This window comes from Pseudoalteromonas sp. Z1A2, assembly GCF_011378755.1.
Taxonomy (GTDB): domain Bacteria; phylum Pseudomonadota; class Gammaproteobacteria; order Enterobacterales; family Alteromonadaceae; genus Pseudoalteromonas; species Pseudoalteromonas distincta.
Map to the genome: position 1 here is coordinate 13073 of NZ_WTKX01000034.1, position 17250 is coordinate 30322.

Annotated in this window: 16 protein-coding genes and 1 pseudogene; 12 read left to right on the forward strand and 5 right to left on the reverse strand. The window is 34.8% G+C overall.

What is annotated here, in order from left to right:
• Positions 1-67: 67 nt before the first annotated feature.
• From accD to purF, 5 genes are all read left to right on the forward strand, one after another.
• On the forward strand, positions 68-943 hold the full coding sequence (gene accD, locus GQR47_RS18075) for an acetyl-CoA carboxylase, carboxyltransferase subunit beta (RefSeq protein WP_007376856.1): 876 nt from the start codon (positions 68-70) through the stop codon (positions 941-943).
• A 25-nt stretch (positions 944-968) separates the two neighbouring features.
• The gene (gene folC, locus GQR47_RS18080) at positions 969-2234 is read left to right on the forward strand and encodes a bifunctional tetrahydrofolate synthase/dihydrofolate synthase (protein WP_002958358.1); all 1266 of its coding nucleotides are present in this window, start codon (positions 969-971) and stop codon (positions 2232-2234) included.
• Positions 2235-2245: 11 nt separating this feature from the next.
• Complete coding sequence (locus tag GQR47_RS18085) at positions 2246-2887, forward strand: SPOR domain-containing protein (protein ID WP_002958357.1); 642 nt, start codon at positions 2246-2248, stop codon at positions 2885-2887.
• Between the two features lie 194 nt (positions 2888-3081).
• Positions 3082-3576 carry a CvpA family protein gene (locus GQR47_RS18090; RefSeq protein ID WP_002958356.1) on the forward strand — a complete coding sequence of 165 codons (495 nt, stop codon included), beginning with the start codon at positions 3082-3084 and terminating at the stop codon, positions 3574-3576.
• A gap of 18 nt (positions 3577-3594) precedes the next feature.
• Positions 3595-5121, forward strand: a complete 1527-nt coding sequence (gene purF / locus GQR47_RS18095) for an amidophosphoribosyltransferase (protein WP_024596369.1) — start codon at positions 3595-3597, stop codon at positions 5119-5121.
• Positions 5122-5220: 99 nt separating this feature from the next.
• On the opposite strand, the pseudogene GQR47_RS18100 reads toward purF, so the two are convergent.
• Positions 5221-5562 (reverse strand): annotated as a pseudogene (locus tag GQR47_RS18100) (Yip1 family protein); the annotation flags it as partial.
• Positions 5563-6181: 619 nt separating this feature from the next.
• On the opposite strand from GQR47_RS18100, the gene GQR47_RS18105 reads away from it, so the two are divergent.
• From GQR47_RS18105 to GQR47_RS18130, 6 genes are all read left to right on the forward strand, one after another.
• Positions 6182-7240, forward strand: coding sequence for an MBL fold metallo-hydrolase (locus tag GQR47_RS18105; RefSeq protein WP_165724237.1), 1059 nt, complete (start codon positions 6182-6184; stop codon positions 7238-7240).
• The gene (locus GQR47_RS18110) at positions 7240-8535 is read left to right on the forward strand and encodes an ABC-three component system protein (protein WP_165724239.1); all 1296 of its coding nucleotides are present in this window, start codon (positions 7240-7242) and stop codon (positions 8533-8535) included. The genes GQR47_RS18105 and GQR47_RS18110 overlap by 1 nt, the downstream gene beginning before the upstream one ends.
• Positions 8513-9088, forward strand: a complete 576-nt coding sequence (locus GQR47_RS18115) for an ABC-three component system middle component 1 (RefSeq protein WP_165724241.1) — start codon at positions 8513-8515, stop codon at positions 9086-9088. The genes GQR47_RS18110 and GQR47_RS18115 overlap by 23 nt, the downstream gene beginning before the upstream one ends.
• Positions 9078-12248, forward strand: coding sequence for an AAA family ATPase (locus tag GQR47_RS18120; protein ID WP_165724243.1), 3171 nt, complete (start codon positions 9078-9080; stop codon positions 12246-12248). Before GQR47_RS18115 ends, GQR47_RS18120 begins: the two co-directional genes overlap by 11 nt.
• Positions 12249-12276: 28 nt before the next feature.
• On the forward strand, positions 12277-13035 hold the full coding sequence (locus GQR47_RS20660; RefSeq protein WP_165724245.1) for a DUF4145 domain-containing protein: 759 nt from the start codon (positions 12277-12279) through the stop codon (positions 13033-13035).
• Between the two features lie 157 nt (positions 13036-13192).
• Positions 13193-13339, forward strand: coding sequence for a hypothetical protein (locus tag GQR47_RS18130; protein ID WP_165724247.1), 147 nt, complete (start codon positions 13193-13195; stop codon positions 13337-13339).
• A gap of 114 nt (positions 13340-13453) precedes the next feature.
• Here the strand turns inward: GQR47_RS18130 and GQR47_RS18135 are convergent, their stop codons facing one another.
• Positions 13454-14053 (reverse strand): Yip1 family protein, encoded by a 600-nt coding sequence (locus tag GQR47_RS18135; protein WP_024596370.1) that lies wholly within the window; start codon positions 14051-14053, stop codon positions 13454-13456.
• 205 nt (positions 14054-14258) lie between these two features.
• Here GQR47_RS18135 and miaE point away from each other — a divergent pair, with 205 nt between their 5' ends.
• On the forward strand, positions 14259-15020 hold the full coding sequence (gene miaE / locus GQR47_RS18140) for a tRNA isopentenyl-2-thiomethyl-A-37 hydroxylase MiaE (protein WP_029752263.1): 762 nt from the start codon (positions 14259-14261) through the stop codon (positions 15018-15020).
• Between the two features lie 2 nt (positions 15021-15022).
• Here the strand turns inward: miaE and GQR47_RS18145 are convergent, their stop codons facing one another.
• From GQR47_RS18145 to GQR47_RS18155, 3 genes are all read right to left on the reverse strand, one after another.
• On the reverse strand, positions 15023-15808 hold the full coding sequence (locus GQR47_RS18145) for a transporter substrate-binding domain-containing protein (protein ID WP_165724249.1): 786 nt from the start codon (positions 15806-15808) through the stop codon (positions 15023-15025).
• Between the two features lie 54 nt (positions 15809-15862).
• Positions 15863-16600 (reverse strand): UDP-2,3-diacylglucosamine diphosphatase, encoded by a 738-nt coding sequence (locus tag GQR47_RS18150; RefSeq protein WP_002958351.1) that lies wholly within the window; start codon positions 16598-16600, stop codon positions 15863-15865.
• Positions 16601-16688: 88 nt separating this feature from the next.
• Positions 16689-17180 carry a peptidylprolyl isomerase gene (locus GQR47_RS18155; protein ID WP_002958350.1) on the reverse strand — a complete coding sequence of 164 codons (492 nt, stop codon included), beginning with the start codon at positions 17178-17180 and terminating at the stop codon, positions 16689-16691.
• Positions 17181-17250: the final 70 nt, after the last annotated feature.

The following is a 17250-nucleotide window of genomic DNA, read 5'->3' on the forward strand; positions in this document are numbered from 1 at the left end:
GAAAAAATTTGTCTGCTAATTGCTATTGGCAGGCTCGCGACACAGAACAGCATTAAGAGAGTTGCAAATGAGTTGGCTAGAAAAAATCTTACCTAAAACGACAAAATCATCAGGTCGTAAAGAAATCCCAGAAGGTGTTTGGGCTAAGTGCACATCGTGTGATTCAATTTTATATAAAGCTGAATTAGAAAAGTCATTAAACGTATGTCCTAAGTGTGACCACCACATGCGTGTTAGTGGCCGTAAGCGCCTGGAGCACTTTTTAGATGAAGGTGACCGTCAAGAGCTTGGCACACAACATGAGCCTAAAGACATTCTTAAGTTTAAAGATTCTAAAAAATACTCTGATCGTATCAGTGCAGCCCAAAAAGCAAGTGGTGAAAAAGATGCACTTGTAGCTATGAAAGGCCGATTAAAAGGCATTCCAGTTGCAGCAGTAGCATTTGAGTTCTCATTTATGGGTGGCTCAATGGCTTCTGTTGTTGGCGCTCGCTTTGTTGATGCTGTTGATCAATGTTTAGAGCATAACATGCCGCTTATTTGTTTTTCTGCATCAGGCGGTGCACGCATGCAAGAAGCGCTTATGTCGCTTATGCAAATGGCTAAAACAAGTGCTGCACTTGCAAAAATGACTGAAAAAGGTCTTCCGTTTATTTCAGTCATGACTGACCCAACTATGGGTGGTGTATCTGCATCGCTTGCTATGCTGGGCGATATTAACGTTGCAGAACCTAAAGCGTTAATTGGTTTTGCAGGTCCTCGTGTTATTGAGCAAACAGTTCGCGAAACATTACCTGAAGGCTTTCAGCGTAGTGAATTTTTGCTTGAACACGGTGCAATTGACATGATTATTGACCGCCGTGAAATGCGCGATACCCTTGCACGCATTTTAGCTAAATTTATGAACTTGCCTTCTACGGAACAAGAGCATAGAGTAGCGTAAATTTCAGCTTTACTGATTACACGCTATGACAAAAAAAATTCCTAGCCAATCATCAAGCCTTGATGATTGGCTTTTTTATTTAGAAAGTGTTCACCCAGCTAACATTGCTATGGGCTTAGAACGAGTTGCTAATGTTGCTAACAATATTGGCCTGTTAAACACTCCAAGTAAAATTATTCTTATTGCCGGTACAAACGGTAAGGGCACCACAGCACGGTGCTTAGAGTCGCTATTGCTAGCGCAAGGTTTCAGTGTGGGTACTTACGCATCTCCACATTTAATTCGTTATAACGAGCGTGTACGAGTTAATGGGGAAGAATTGGCAGACCAATTTCATATAGATGCTTTTCACCAGCTTGAGCAAGGCCGTAAAGACACTGCTCTGACTTATTTTGAATATGGTACTTTGGGGGCGTTGGCAATTTTTAAACGCTGTAACGTCGATTATGTATTACTAGAGGTTGGTTTAGGTGGACGCTTTGACGCCACAAATATAGTCACTCCCTTTGCAAGCGTGATCACCACTATAGACTTAGACCATAAAGAGTACTTAGGTGATACCCGTGAGTTAGTGGCTTATGATAAAGCCGGTATTTTTCGTGAAAATACGCCCGCTATTATAGGGGATTTAAATATTCCTCACACAATGACTGATTACGGCAAAGAAATTAATGCCAACATGACGCTGTCGGGCAGTGACTTTATTTTTAAAGAAAATGCTGAGAGCTTTAATTGGCAATATAAAGAACATAATCTTGAAATAGATAAGCCTGCAATACCGTGTCAAAATGCAGCTACCGCATTAACCACGCTCAGTGTTTTAAACTTATTACCAAGTGAATCAATTATACGAAGTTGTTTAGCTAATTTAGTTGTCGAAGGGCGCTTTCAACAGTTAAGTGTTGAGCCTTTAGTCTTTACCGACGTAGCACACAACCCTGAGTCGGCGCGTTATTTAGCCAATAAGTTATCAAGCTATAAAGATAAAGGCTTTAAAATTCATGCATTAGCCGCTATGCTTGCTGATAAAGATAAAGCGGGTGTATTTAAAGAAGTAAGTCACTTGGTCGATGAGTGGTCATTAGCGAGCTTAAGTGGCCCGCGAGGCGACACTGCAAGTAATTTACAAAATGCACTGCACGAATTGTCTCATCATAATACTATTAATAGCTATGATAGTGTGGCACAAGCACTGAATGTAATTTTACCAGAACAACAAAGTGATACTATGTTGATTATATTTGGTTCATTTTTTACAGTTGCTGGCGCTATTAATTACTTTAAAAAATAGAGAGGATGTCGGTGAACTCAAGTTTTATTAATCGCTTAGTCGGAACAAGTATAGTGGTGATCGCAGCAATTGTGTTTATCCCTAATATACTCGATGGCGAAAAAGTGCATTATAAAGAAGGCTTTAAAGCGATCCCAGACCGCCCTGAGTTCAAAACAATCGATCTTCAAGAGTCAATTGATGAAAATATGGCTAATGCTGAGCCACTAAAGCAAGATGAAATTGAAGACATTCAAGCTGACGATGAAGCTTTTGAGCAGCAAAGCGCGATGGATGAGAGTGATTACGCTGTGGAAGATAAAGTTGTTGAAGCAACTATAGAACCCAAAGCTACACCAATTACAAAAGCGCCTGTTCAAGCTAAGCCAGAGCCAATTGCACCACGTAAAAGTGATGAAAACCTAACGAGTATGGCCTATGTTATTCAATTAGGTAGTTTTTCACATGTTGCAAACGTTAAAGCATTACAGGCTAAATTAAAGGCTGAAGGGTTTAAAACATTTACTAAACCGATTAAAACCCCAAATGGGACATTAACCAAAGTATTTGTTGGTCCTTCGCTTGATAAAAGTGAATTACAAAAGCAGCTCCCCCAGCTCAAAGAGCTTACTAAATTAAATGGTAAAGTTACGCAGTACGAAGTAACAAAATAATTTAAAAAAGGCTTGTATAACAAGCCTTTTTTTATTTATTTATATTTTTTTTATCATTATCTTTATCTCACAATACCTAGACTAGAATGTTAATTTTTTGTATTAACTACAACCCAGTAATCTCCCGTTTAAACTTGCATACTAACGATGTTTGGGTATAGAATGCGCCCCAAATTAGCGACTAATTGGTTCTTATGATCTGGGTTGATTACGCCATTATTGGCATCATTGTATTGTCTACCATCATCGGTTTAATACGCGGCTTTGTAAAAGAAGCAATGTCATTAGCGGTATGGGCTGGCGCCTTTATCATCTCTAGCTTATTTTACCAATATTTAGCTTCCTTCCTAACAACCATTTCTGAACCCCTTTTAAGAAATGCGGCGGCCATAGCCATATTATTCTTTGCGACGCTACTGTTAGGCGGTTTACTAAACTACATTTTAGGTGAACTTGTACATCGTACTGGTTTATCGGGTACCGACCGTGTCTTTGGCATAGTGTTTGGTGCTCTACGAGGCGTGTTGGTCGTGAGCGCGTTACTCTTCTTTCTTGATGCTTTTACTGGTGCACCCAATACGCACTGGTGGGGCAATTCTATTTTGATTCCAGAATTTGGCTTTGTTGTTGAATGGTTCTTTTCGTACCTAGAAAACAACTCGAGCTTTTTAAATTCAGTAAACCGTTAATCGGCGAGGATAAATTACATGTGTGGTATCGTTGGAATAGTCGGAACATCCCCTGTCAATCAGGCGATTTATGATGGCTTAACTGTTTTGCAGCACCGTGGTCAAGATGCCGCGGGTATCATTACCATTGAGAATAATACGTTCAGCTTACGCAAAGCAAATGGCTTAGTGAAAGATGCCTTTCACACTCGTCATATGAAACGACTACAAGGTACGATTGGTCTTGGCCATGTGCGCTATCCTACAGCAGGGTCTTCAAGCTCATCTGAAGCACAGCCTTTTTATGTTAACTCACCGTTTGGTATAGCGCTTGCCCATAATGGTAACCTTACTAATGCAGAAGCTTTAAAAGAGCAGTTATTCTCAGAAGCACGTCGTCATGTAAATACAACATCTGATTCAGAAATCTTACTCAACATCATGGCACATGAACTAAGTAAATCTGATAAGTTGCATTTAGACCCTGAAGATATATTTACTGCGGTAACCGAGGTCAATAATAAAGTAAGCGGTGGTTATGCAACAATTGCTATGATTATTGGTCACGGTATTGTTGCTTTTCGCGACCCTAATGGTATCCGCCCACTTGTATTTGGCAAACGTGAGACTGCAAAAGGCACTGAGTACATGTTCGCCTCAGAAAGCGTTGCGTTAAAACCGGATGGTTTTGAGTTTGTACGTGACGTTGCCCCTGGTGAAGCTATATATGTTACAGAAGAAGGTGAATTTCATTCACTTAGTTGTGCAGATAAAGCATCTTACTCGCCGTGTATTTTTGAATTTGTTTATTTTGCTCGACCTGATTCAACAATAGACCGTATGTCTGTTTATGCAACACGCGTAAACATGGGGACAAAACTAGGCGAAAAAATTGCACGCGAATGGGCTGATAAAGACATTGATGTAGTTATCCCAATCCCAGAAACTTCATGCGATGTAGCACTGGAAATTGCACGTGTACTTGATTTACCGTATCGCCAAGGTTTTGTTAAAAACCGTTATATCGGTCGTACATTTATCATGCCTGGCCAAGAGATGCGTAAAAAATCAGTGCGTCAAAAGCTAAACGCAATTGATCGCGAGTTTAAAGGTAAAAACGTATTATTGGTTGATGACTCAATTGTTCGTGGTACAACATCAGCACAAATTGTTGAAATGGCTCGAGAGTCTGGTGCTAAAAATGTTTACTTTGCATCCGCAGCGCCTGAAATACGCTTCCCTAATGTGTACGGTATTGATATGCCTTCAGCAGCTGAGCTTATTGCTCACGGACGTGAAGTTGAAGATATTAATGCAAGTATTGGTTCTGACGGTTTAATCTTTCAATCGTTAAAAGATTTAATAGCTGCGGTTAGCCAAGAAAATCCTGAAATTACTAAGTTTGAAACCTCAGTATTTGATGGGCAATATATTACAGGCGACATTGATCAAAACTATTTAAATCGTATTGATGAGCTACGTAACGATTCAGCAAAAAGCACCCGCGAAAGTGCGATGTCTTCAAGTTTAGAAATACACAACCAAGACGAAAACGAAGCTGATTAATGGTTATTGATAAAACTATTAAATATAAAAAAAGGAGCTAATTAGCTCCTTTTTTGCGAAGGAAAGAAAGGGAATATTTCTATCAAACACGACTCTTTATTAAGTAAACATAGGGCTAACAATCCCATTTGTCCAAAGCATCGCTGTTACAGCTAAAATAATAACCAGTAATATTAACCCACACGTTACTACCGAGCTGGCGTAAATAAAGCCACGCTCTTCTGGAATATGCATAAGTATTGGTACGCCGGTATAAAGTAAGTAGACCGAGTAAGCTAGTGCAATAATTCCAATACACACTACAAACCAAAGAACAGGCCAAAAGGCGGCAAGCGCCGACATAAACACAGGTGTTGCAGTATAAGCTGCAAGTTCAAGTGTTTGTGTAAATGTAGGCTTAGAACCAAATGTAACCGCCATCCAATGGGCTAAATACGCAACCTATTAGATGAAGGCTGAACTTTACATTACTTTCTAGACACCTATTAAGTTATTTAATAACTTAATAGGTGTCTAGGGTATTTTCAGATTAAATAACAGGTTTTAGATGTCTATGATAGACACTTTTTAAGTGGCGTAATAACCTTAATTAAATCATGGAATTAAAAGTGGTAAAGTTATATGATTTAAATTGATAAATTTGAATCGAGTTTTTTCATGGAAGAAATTAAATCATGCCACTCCTTAGCTAAAGATTCAGGCAACAAACTACGCTCTTATATTATTCCTATGTCTACAGGCGCAGAGATGTTTTTATTCTTGGTCTAAAAACCTGATGTTAGTAAATTTATATAACATGAAAAATGGTAATTACTTTATGTATTAATTGTATCTGTTACTACAGTAGTTATTTATCTATACGCATAGATGCGAAGGGGTTTTTGATTTAGCTAAATAACTTGAAAAACAACAGAAGATCAACAATGCCACTTAAATTAAAGCTATAAAAGGTTGAGATATAAACTTATTCATTTTGGATATCAGACTCTCGGTACTGGAATGTTATGTATCAGCATCTATTTAGCTTTGAATATATTTAAAGCTTAATTTTGGAGGAAGTATGAAAATTCAATTCTTGAAAGCATTTAATGGTGATTCAATAGTTATTTCTTTTGTAGACGAAAAATGTATTAATAGAAACATTTTAGTTGATGGCGGTACACGAAAAACGTACCAATTTAAAAATAAAAAAGGTAAACCCGAAGCTGGTGCCTTACAAATAGCTATTCAAGAGATACATGAGAATAATGAGAGCATTGATTTATTAATATTAACCCATGTTGATGATGATCATATAGGTGGCATCTTAAACTGGTTTGAGAAAGACCCCTTAGCTAAAGACTTAGTTAAAAAAGTTTGGTTTAACTCTGGTCGCTTAATTTTTGAAGATAAAGCTGTTGCTGAAATTATATCCAATCTTCAAGCTCTCAAAGACAGTAGTAGTTTGGATACAAGCATTAAGCAAGGAATAGCATTTGAAGACTATATTGAAATGCATGGAATATGGGACAGAAAACTAATTAAAAAAATAGAAAATAAAACTATATTACATGAACTTGGATTGAGCTTTACTATACTTTCTCCGGATGAAATTAAGCTTAAATCATTATTAAAAAAGTGGACTGATGAGGATAAAGATTTAGATACTGCAAAGTCAGATGATTATGATAAAACGATAAAGCAATTACTGCTTCAGGATCAATTTTCAGAAGATAAATCTACTCATAATGGTAGCTCAATTGCCTTTATTCTAAGCTTTAATGATAAAAACATGTTGTTTCTCGGCGACTCTCATCCTTTACTCTTAATAAAAAGCTTGAACGAACTAGGTTACAGTAAAGATAATCCTATTAAGGCAGAATTTATGAAGGTATCTCATCATGGTAGTAAAAGAAATACCAACTATGAGTTATTAGATTTGGTCGACACCTCTAAGTATATAATTAGCTCAAGTGGAGATATACACAAGCTCCCGCATAAACAATGTTTGGCGAGAATTATTAACCATAACAATACTGCTGAACTGTTATTCAATTACCCTTTGAATATTTTTTCTGAACAGGATATTTCTGACTTTCCGAACTTTAAATATTCAGAAATACAAACATTGGAATTTTAATGAACACTATAGACCAATTTAGGATTTTTTCGGTAATAGTTGGTGATGGTAGTGGTTGTTTATTTCAACCTACATCGGAAAGTTATACATATGTTTTAACCGCAAGACATGTTGTAGAGGGATCTAATATAACTCAAGTGCAAAGAGAGTTAATGGGTGAAAATGGAGCAATACAAATTGAGACAATGGATGTTATTGGTGAGCCGTATTATCATGAGAATGTAGATATAGACGCAGCAATTTTAAAAGTCTCTTTCATTAGTGAACTCCCTAAGCATTTAAGAATAGATAATCTTTTCAATAAGACAGAAGATTATTATTTATGTGGGTTTCCTGATGTTAGACGTGAAAATCTCTCTTCATATAGACACAATAAATTAACTATTCAGCATCGAACAGGTCATGGCTATGTTGAGGCTGAAATAAACCGTTCTGTTGACCACCGTGAAATTGTAGGGCAATCAGGTGGTGGAGTTTTAAAATTACTAAATGGTAGTTTTGCCATAGCCGCTATTCAAAAAAGAATGTCGGTATCTGATGATGTTGAATCTTTAAGTCGAATAGATTTAGTTCCATTGAAAGCATTCGATGAAATAATAGGTCAAAATATTGAAGAGCTTTCACTGTTATTTCCTCCCTTCATAAAATCATTCTCAAATTTGGTTTGTAAAACATACCTTCTGGCTCAATTTCCATTACAAGATAGTCGAGGGTTTCATTTACTAAAAGCTGATTTACATAGTATAGCTAATACGCTTTGTGCTGAATTTAGTCCTGAGAAGATAATGGACGGATACCCAACAAATTATTTATTAAGCCGACATGAAGATGAATTTAAAAATCATCAAAATTTATGGACAGCTTTATTGGAAATATTGACTTTAAACCAAATTCATAGCCAAAGAAGTTTAGTTCTTGATGATTTTCCAGAGATAAATAAAAAAAACAAATTGTTTTTTGGCACTGTTAAAAAGAATTGGACTGAGTTAATTAAAGATCTATGCGAAGCTGATCTATCAGAACTAGAAAGAGGAGGGAATGTTTTTGTTGCAACTCTAGGTGATGATGAACCAACACTAACGGTAGCTCCTTCTAGTCTTGTCATGAGCATATCTGAAGTTCCTCAAAGTATGATGTCAATTCACAGCACAGTACAAAACCTTGCACAAGATATAAAGTTTAAACACATTTATGATATTCAAAAAACAATTATTGAGAACCTCGAACTATTCATTGATGCCAATATGGGCAATATTAGGGAAAATATAATAAATGGCACAAGAAATATCATATAAAAAATCTAAATCAGAATTTTCAAATAAATTAAATTTGGATTATCAAATTGACGATATTATTATTGTTGAAACCCCATATATAGATAACATTTTTCTTTGCATTTTAAGTGTTAGCTCTGAGGCCAAGTTAAATGAACTGTGGGATATATTAAATAGTGTGATCTCTTCAGAGTTGAGTAAATATTTTAAAAATGATTTTCAAATGTGGAACTTTTATTTATTTTACCTTTGTAAGGAAGAAATAGGTGTAGAACTTAAATATAAAATTATTAACGATAAATTTTCGAGTAGAAAGGTTGTTATAGATAAGTTTGATAAAAAAATAGATAAGCAAGTGGTAGAAGGTATTATTGCTGAATATATTGTAGGAAGTGATATTTTTCTTGATGAAAAAGTTAAAACGCGGCCAGAGGAATCTTCATATTATTCAAAATCAAAAGTATTTAAAAATATTGAATCCATTTACCTGCAAGGTAATGAAAATTTAAATGACAAAGAACTACTCGAAATGACACTTTCAAAAATAATTTTGGAGATCAAGGATGAAGATTAAGAAAGTAGAAATACAATCTTTTCGTGTATATGACAATGTAAATCGTAGTACATTTGATTTTTTGACAGAGTTAAATGAAGTAGCTGATTTTGTATCAATTCATGCGCCAAATGGTTTTGGGAAAACATCTTTTTATGATGCTGTGGAGTGGGCTTTTACAAACAAAATTACTCGCTACGATAGAAGAAGAGGATTTAATTCTGATTTAGCAAAATCAGAAAGAGCAAATTCTACTGGTGATGATGGTAAAAGAAAGCATCAACTTATACTTAGGAATAAATTCTCAGATCTAGAAGAAGGCTTTGTTAATTTACACACTACTCTTGGTGATGTTCCGTATTCTAGACATATCCCTAAAGTAAAAAAAGGAGTACCTGATTACAAATTTGAAGCCCAAAAAATTGAAGAGGGAACTGAACATTTTCATGAAGTAATGTTAAGCCAAGAGTGGATAGATGCGTTTCTTAAAGAGGATGATGCTGAAATACGATATGAAAAGTTTGTATCATCATTTGGCGATGTTTCTCTAAACAAAAAGTATAATGCTGTGATTAACCTTATTAGCTTAAATAAGGCTAAAGTGAAGTTACTGAAAGGTGAATTAAAAGATCTTAGTGAAGATACCGAAGTTGAATATGATTCCAATTTACTTGTATTAATAAATGAAGAAATAGAAAAAATTAATGCCATGAATTGTAATTTTCCATTAATAACTCCTTCATTTTCTGAAGAAGATGATTACTTGCTTATTAATCTAATAAAAGACAAATTAGGCGAGCTTAGTAGTGAGATAAATAAAAATGAGGAAATACTCCATAAAATAAACTTGGTCAAATCAGGTTCATCTCAAGAAAAAATAGGGTTGAAGTCTTATTTTACTTTGAAAGATAAATTAGTGGAAAATAAACTTGAGTTAAAAAAATCAAATAGCCTTAAAGATTCTTTTAATGAACGTCTTGATAAGCAAGAAAAAATTAAAGAAATAAAAAACCTTGCCTCATTGAATCAACAACACATTTCTGAGTATGAGTCTTTAATTAAAATTGTCCCACAATATGATGTTATAGAAAGTAAAATTAAAAATATTAACTCGGAGTTATCAACAATAGATTATTCTAGAGTTGAAGCAAAAAACTCATTAGAAGATAAAAAAGATGAGCATAAAGAATTAACATCAAAGCTGCAAATTGAAAATTCAGCTTTAAATAAGTTACTTTCTAAGAAAAACTCTTCTCCTCAAGTATTCAGAAATATAGACGAAAATAATGAAAAAATTATAGCGTTAGGTGTAGCAATAAATGCGGATAAAAATTTATTACAAGCTAAGATAACGGATATAGAAACAGCAAAAAGTACAATTTTAAACATTGAAAATGCTATTAAAACGATTGAAAAAAATATCTATAGTCTAGAAGGAAATATTAACTTTGAAATTTATGGAGAAAGTATTTTAGTTATCGAAAATCAGGAAAATTCGCTTAAAGATATAAAAAAAAATATTGACAGTGTTAATAGTAAAATAAAAAAAATAGATTCGTTAAATAATGAACTGAAAGAATTGCTCGATCTAGGAGTGAAAGTTATCAATGGTTCTGAAATGTCTGAATGTCCATTATGTCAGAATCCTTATGAATCATATGCAGAGCTATCCAAGAAAGTATCAAATAACCCTCTATTAAAAGATGAGCTTGGAAAACTTGTCGAAGAGCGTTCCGAGCTTCAAAATAAATATGATTACCTTGCTAGCTTACTAGAAATAAGCAAGATCAAATTATTCAGACAGCTTAATGATCTTCTTAAAAATGAAACAACAACTCTTAATCGCGACAAGGCAACTTTGGGGAATTTGAAAGCTTCCTTAATGTCGAATCAAGTAAGTATAGAGCGATTAGAGTTAGAAAATGAAAAGCTAAAATTGACTGTTGATAACCTTAGCATGGATAAATATCTCCTCTCAGTTTCTAATAGAATATCAAGTCAGACCAAAGAGTTCGAAGGAGTGAAAGCATCTTTAAAACTTATAAATTCAAAAATAGTCGAAGATGAAGAAAGCCTTAAGTTATTTGAAATACAGCTCAGTAATGCAAAAGAGCGAATTGAACTGTTAAAAAAAGAGCTTGATTTTCAAAAGATTAAATCATTCAGTAATAAAGAAGCCTTATCTGATGAGGGAAATTATTTTAATACTCTACAAAAATTAGTCGCAGAAAAGAATCAAGACATGACTAAGTACAAAATAGAGGCTGATCAACTTAGTACTGATATAGATACACTCAGCAAAATACTACCAAGCTCTGATTTAGCCTACTATGCGAATAAAATTATTGAAATAGAGGTGATTATAAAAAATATACTAACTGAACTGACTAGATTTGAAATCTTTATTGAATCTAATTTTAATTTAAATATTAGCAGTAATGAAGTTGAACGAGCCGATCTAGAAAAATTCCTTGAAGAAAATATTGAAGTTTGTGTTTCTAAAATTGAAAGCATGAAAAACTTAAAGGGTGAGATAGAAAAGCTAGAAAGATATAAAACCAACGTAATTCCATTCTTAAAATCAGAAGAAAATAAAAAAGATAGAAGGAGGTTAGAAGCAGAGATTACATTGCTAGATAATAACGTTAATAAAGAATTAAGAAAAGAGAAAACCAGACTATCTAATTTCATTAATAAACAAATTGAGTCATTTTTTTATCAAAGGTTAATCAATTCATTGTATAAAAAAATAGACCCACACCCAAGATATAACGAAATTTCGTTTCAATGTGATTTTTCACAAGATAAGCCCAAGCTTAATGTCTTTGTTTCAAATGATTGTGATGACGATTCAATTGTACCTACTTTATATTTTAGTACGGCTCAACTTAACATTCTAAGTTTAAGTATTTTTCTTGCTAAAGCTTTAAACACTACTGATAACGAAGGTAAACCGATTGATTGCATCTTTATAGATGATCCAATCCAATCGATGGATAGCATTAATATACTATCAACTATTGATTTGTTTAGAAGTATTGTTACAAATATGGGGAAGCAAATTATTCTATCAACCCATGATGAAAGCTTTCAGAATTTGCTAAAGAAAAAAATGCCTGAAAAGTTGTTCAAATCAAAATTTATTGAGTTTGAAACATTCGGGAAATTGAAAGCAAGATAAAACTTGTTAATCTTAGGAGGTATTAAAAGTGAAAAGTTTTCTATCAGACGAGTTCAATATAGACCATTTTCCTCAATGGTTTTGTCCTACCTGTAAAATAGGAATTTTAGAAATAGGTGAAAAACCTGCGGATATTGAGCAGACCGCTGAGTCAGTAGGTTGGAAATGGCATCCTGAGTACTGCCATGAGTTTGTTGAGTACACCATAAATGCTGTTCTAAAATGTAATAATAAAAAATGTTGTGAAACTGTAATGTCAGTAGGGATTGGCCGTGTAGATGAATACCAAGAATATCTAGAAGGAGGTGACTGTCATCATGAATATGTTACTTTATTTCGTCCTTCATATTTTCAGCCTTCACTGAATATATTTAACGCTCCTGAAAATGTTCCTAAAAATATCGCTAAGATGCTAAATAAATCATTTGCCTTATTTTTCTGTGATAGTGACTCCTGTGGTAATCGAATTAGAGCATGTATTGAATTTTTGCTTGATGAATTGAAAATACCTAGAGTCCATAGAAATAAAGATGATAAAGAAATTAGATCAAGTCTACATTACCGTATTGAGCATCTACCTGAAAAGCATGAAAAAATAAAAGGGTTATTATTGGCTATTAAATGGCTAGGTAATGTTGGTTCTCACGGTAACGAAGGGCTAACAAAAAAAGTAACAATAGATGCGTATGAAATATTAAAATTGGTATTAGACATTGTATACAAACCCTCAGATGAAAATATTTTTGATTTGGCTCATAAGATTAATGAAGCTAAAGGGCTTGCTTAATTCATTCTTTTAAGTCTGATTACTTTCTTGGTAGAACTTTGGAATTAGAAAATATTCTATTTGTATTCTATCTATAAAAAGAAAGTATAGTAATAGAAGAGTTAAAGTTTCAAAAATAATAACCCCCATTGGGAACCTAAAATTAACAACTGGTTCAGTGAGTTTGTATATTACTGGCGATATTGATCAAAACTATTTAAACCGTATTGATGAGCTACGTAACGATTCAGCAAAAAGCACCCGCGAAAGTGCGATGTCTTCAAGTTTAGAGATTCACAACCAAGACGAAAACGAAGCTGATTAATAATTAGTTAATAAAAAGTCGTTACATAAAAAAAGGAGCTAATTAGCTCCTTTTTTGCGAAGGAAAGAAAGGGAACATTTCTATCAAACACGACTCTTTTTTAGCTAAACTTTATTAAGTAAACATTGGACTAACAATCCCATTTGTCCAAAGCATAGCTGTTACAGCTAAAATAATAACTAATAATATTAATCCGCACGTTACAACCGAGCTGGCATAAATAAAACCACGCTCTTCTGGAATATGCATAAGTATTGGTACGCCGGTATAAAGTAAGTAGACCGAGTAAGCTAGTGCAATAATTCCAATACACACTACAAACCAAAGTACAGGCCAAAAGGCGGCAAGCGCCGACATAAACACAGGTGTTGCAGTATAAGCTGCAAGTTCAAGTGTTTGTGTAAATGTAGGCTTAGAGCCAAATGTAACGGCCATCCAATGAGCCAAATACGCCAATGCAAAAACACCCGCTATTAAAGCAAAATACATTGCAACTGCAATTAATAGCGCACTATCGTGCGTTAAAAATACAGGATCGCCTGCGCCTATACTCCATCCTAAATAAACAGATGAGTAATAACCCATTATTGAAGGAAACAAAGCAATCAGTAAAATATGCGACAAACTATAGGTTAAACTTTCATGGCGATTATCTATTGTTTGCCATTCTTCAAGTGGGTGAGCATAAATGCCCCAGAGGTGATTTAATATCATAGTACTTACTCCATAAAAGGAACGTATTACTGTTTTGGTTGGTTTATTTTTATACAGTCTATGTACAGTTATGGTTCACTTATTTTGCAAAGTCAAGTTAACTCACTATTAACATTTTGCACAGGTTAGGGCTTTGATTTATCCCAAACAAAATTTCGTGTTAAAATAATGGCATATCAAATTTATTTAGTAATGAGCAGTCAACGTGCCACATAGCCAACTTTTAGAGCCGATCAATAACTTTTTAGTGTGTACAACCCCACAGCAGTGGGTGGAGCAGGCAATTAAAAAAGAGAACTTATCAGTAATCTTAATCGATCACTTAATTTGTGAGTTAAAAGCGGCTCAAAGTGCGATGTTTTTAATACGTAAATACGCTGTTGATAAAGAGGGCAGTGATGCCTTACTCGAGTGGCTAAAGCCATTTGAAACGCTTATTTATAAGCGTGAAGGAAATTGGCGTGATCTCGCGGCTAAAAATAAGCTAACTAAATCAATAATTCCTAAATCTAATTCGCCATATGGACAAGATTTAATTGATAAAATGGTATTGTTGATAAAAGAAGAGTTGCATCATTTTTACCAAGTGCTCGAAATTATGGACGAGTACGGTGTAGAGTACCAAAGCATTACACCATGTCGTTATGCAAAAGGCATGCTTCGTCATGTTAAAACGTTTGAGCCAAACGCCCTTGTTGATAAATTAATTGTAGGCGCTTACATTGAGGCGCGTTCATGTGAGCGTTTCGCAAAGCTTGCGCCGCATGTTGACAAACGTTTAGGTGATTTTTATATTTCGCTGCTGCGCTCTGAAGCCCGTCATTACCAAGATTATCTAACTTTAGCGCAAGAAATTGCTGATTTTGATATTACCGAACGAGTTAAAGAATTTGGCGAGATTGAAGCCGAATTAATTTCATCACAGGATGAAGATTTTAAGTTTCATAGTGGCCTGCCAATAGCATAAAGCTAATTTTCTTTTAAAAAATTAATGTATTCAGCTGTTTTTTGATTGCTGAAATTGTGTTTTTTCATGATTTCAGCAATGCTTCCGTTTTCAATTATTATATCAATCCCTCTATTAAATTTTTGTAAGTACTCTTTTGCCCTGTAATTTGATTTAGAGACAACTAAATACAGTTTATGAGAAGCAAGATCTGGCAATAAGTACTCAATTTTATTCTTATCTAAATCAACTTCGTTATTGTGCTCAAGCCAATACTTCCCTACTTCTTTAGTGCCTGCGACCAAATCAATACGTCCTTGTTGTAGCAGGTATAAACTTGTAGGAAGGCTTTTAGTGGATGTTATTGCCAGCTCAGTATTTCTTGTAAACTCTTGGCTTACAAAGGCATTGTCTTCTGTACCAATACTATAAGGTGTTAATGATTTAACTGTACCATCGAAGTTAATAGCACTCTCTTTGCGTTTAAAAATTCCTGAATGAGCAACTACAAGTGGGCGAGAGTAGTAAAAAACTTCATTTCTTTTTAATGAATAAAAAGCGCCTAAAATAGCTGTTTTTCTCTTTTTTTCTAATAGCTTTAGGGCGCGGTCCCATGTCGTAAACTCGGCTTCGCTATTAATGCCTTGAGTTTTAAGGGCTGATTGAGTGATTTCATATAACCAACCGTTATCAGGAAGGTTTTCGCTAAAATAGGGAGGGTAGTTTTCAGTAACAATTTGCCATGTTTGCTCGCTAAATACTTTGGTAGGAATGGCAATTACTACGATGAAAATTAACAGCTTAATCATTAAACCTCTCACTATTATTCAAATATATAGTTAAATAATAGTCAGGATTTTAAATTATGCGAAAGGCGTGCTAATTAATTCTTGTGATTGAGGGGTAACGACTAAATAAGAGCCTTGGGTATACCAGTCACCTAGCACTGTACGAGTAAGCGTTTGTTCATTAACTTTATAGGTATGAACATTAGGGCGGTGAGTATGACCATGAATCATATTAGTAACGTTATGTTTGGCAAAGGTGGCAAGCACGGCTTCATCTACAACGTCTAAAATTTCGATAGGTTTATCAGCTTGGCTCAACTTACTTTTTTCACGGGCATTACGCGCTATTTTTTTACGATACCAAAGTGGCATTGCAAGCATTAATTTTGGCCACCACCAACCACGGCTTTTTTTACGAAATTTTTGATACTCAGTATCTTGAGTACACATTTCGTCGCCATGTAAAATAACGGTAGGCGTACCATATAAATCAATGACTGTTTGTTCATCGAGTAAAGTCATTGCGGCCATGTCTGCATATTGCTTGCGCATGATGAAATCACGGTTGCCATGTATAAAATAAACAGGTGTCCCACCATCATTAACGGCGCTTAAATGCTTTGCTACATCGGCACTCAGCGCTGTAATGTAGTCATCTCCAACCCATACTTCAAAAAAATCACCCAAAATATAAAGTGCATCTACATCTTTATTTAGTATATGCGTATTTAAAAAGTCAAAAAATGCAGCGCTAATGTCGGGGCGGTTTTCGCTTAGGTGTAAATCTGCAATAAAGTAAGTTTGGCGAGTCATAGGTCAGTCTTTTCGATATAAATAAAGCGGGCGTATACACATTGGTAAATGCCCGCTGATACTCCACATTACGCGGGTAAACTTACTATTAGCTAACAGTAACGCTTTCGATGATCACATCTTCAAGAGGCACGTCTTGGTGAAAACCAGTACTACCTGTTGCTACGCCTTTTATTTTATTTACTACGTCCATGCCTTCTACTACTTCAGCAAAAACACAGTAACCCCAGCCTTGCGATGTTTCGCTGCTGTGGTTTAAAAAGTCGTTGTTATTCACGTTAATGAAAAACTGCGCTGTAGCTGAATGAGGATCAGGTGTACGTGCCATTGCTAAAGTACCTATCTTGTTAGATAGGCCATTATTAGCTTCATTTTTAATTGGGTCGTTAACTTCTTTTTGTTCCATACCTGGTACAAAACCACCGCCTTGAACCATAAAACCATCGATTACACGATGAAAGATAGTGCCGTTGAAAAAATCAGCATTTGCATACTCTAAAAAGTTTTTAACAGTGTTTGGAGCTTCTTGCTCAAACATTTTAATGGTGATGTCACCAAAATTGGTGTGTAGAACAACCATGTGTTTTCCTATATCTGGTTTAAATATTGGCGCTATTTTATCGTAGTTGGCTAAGATTAACAAAGTAGAT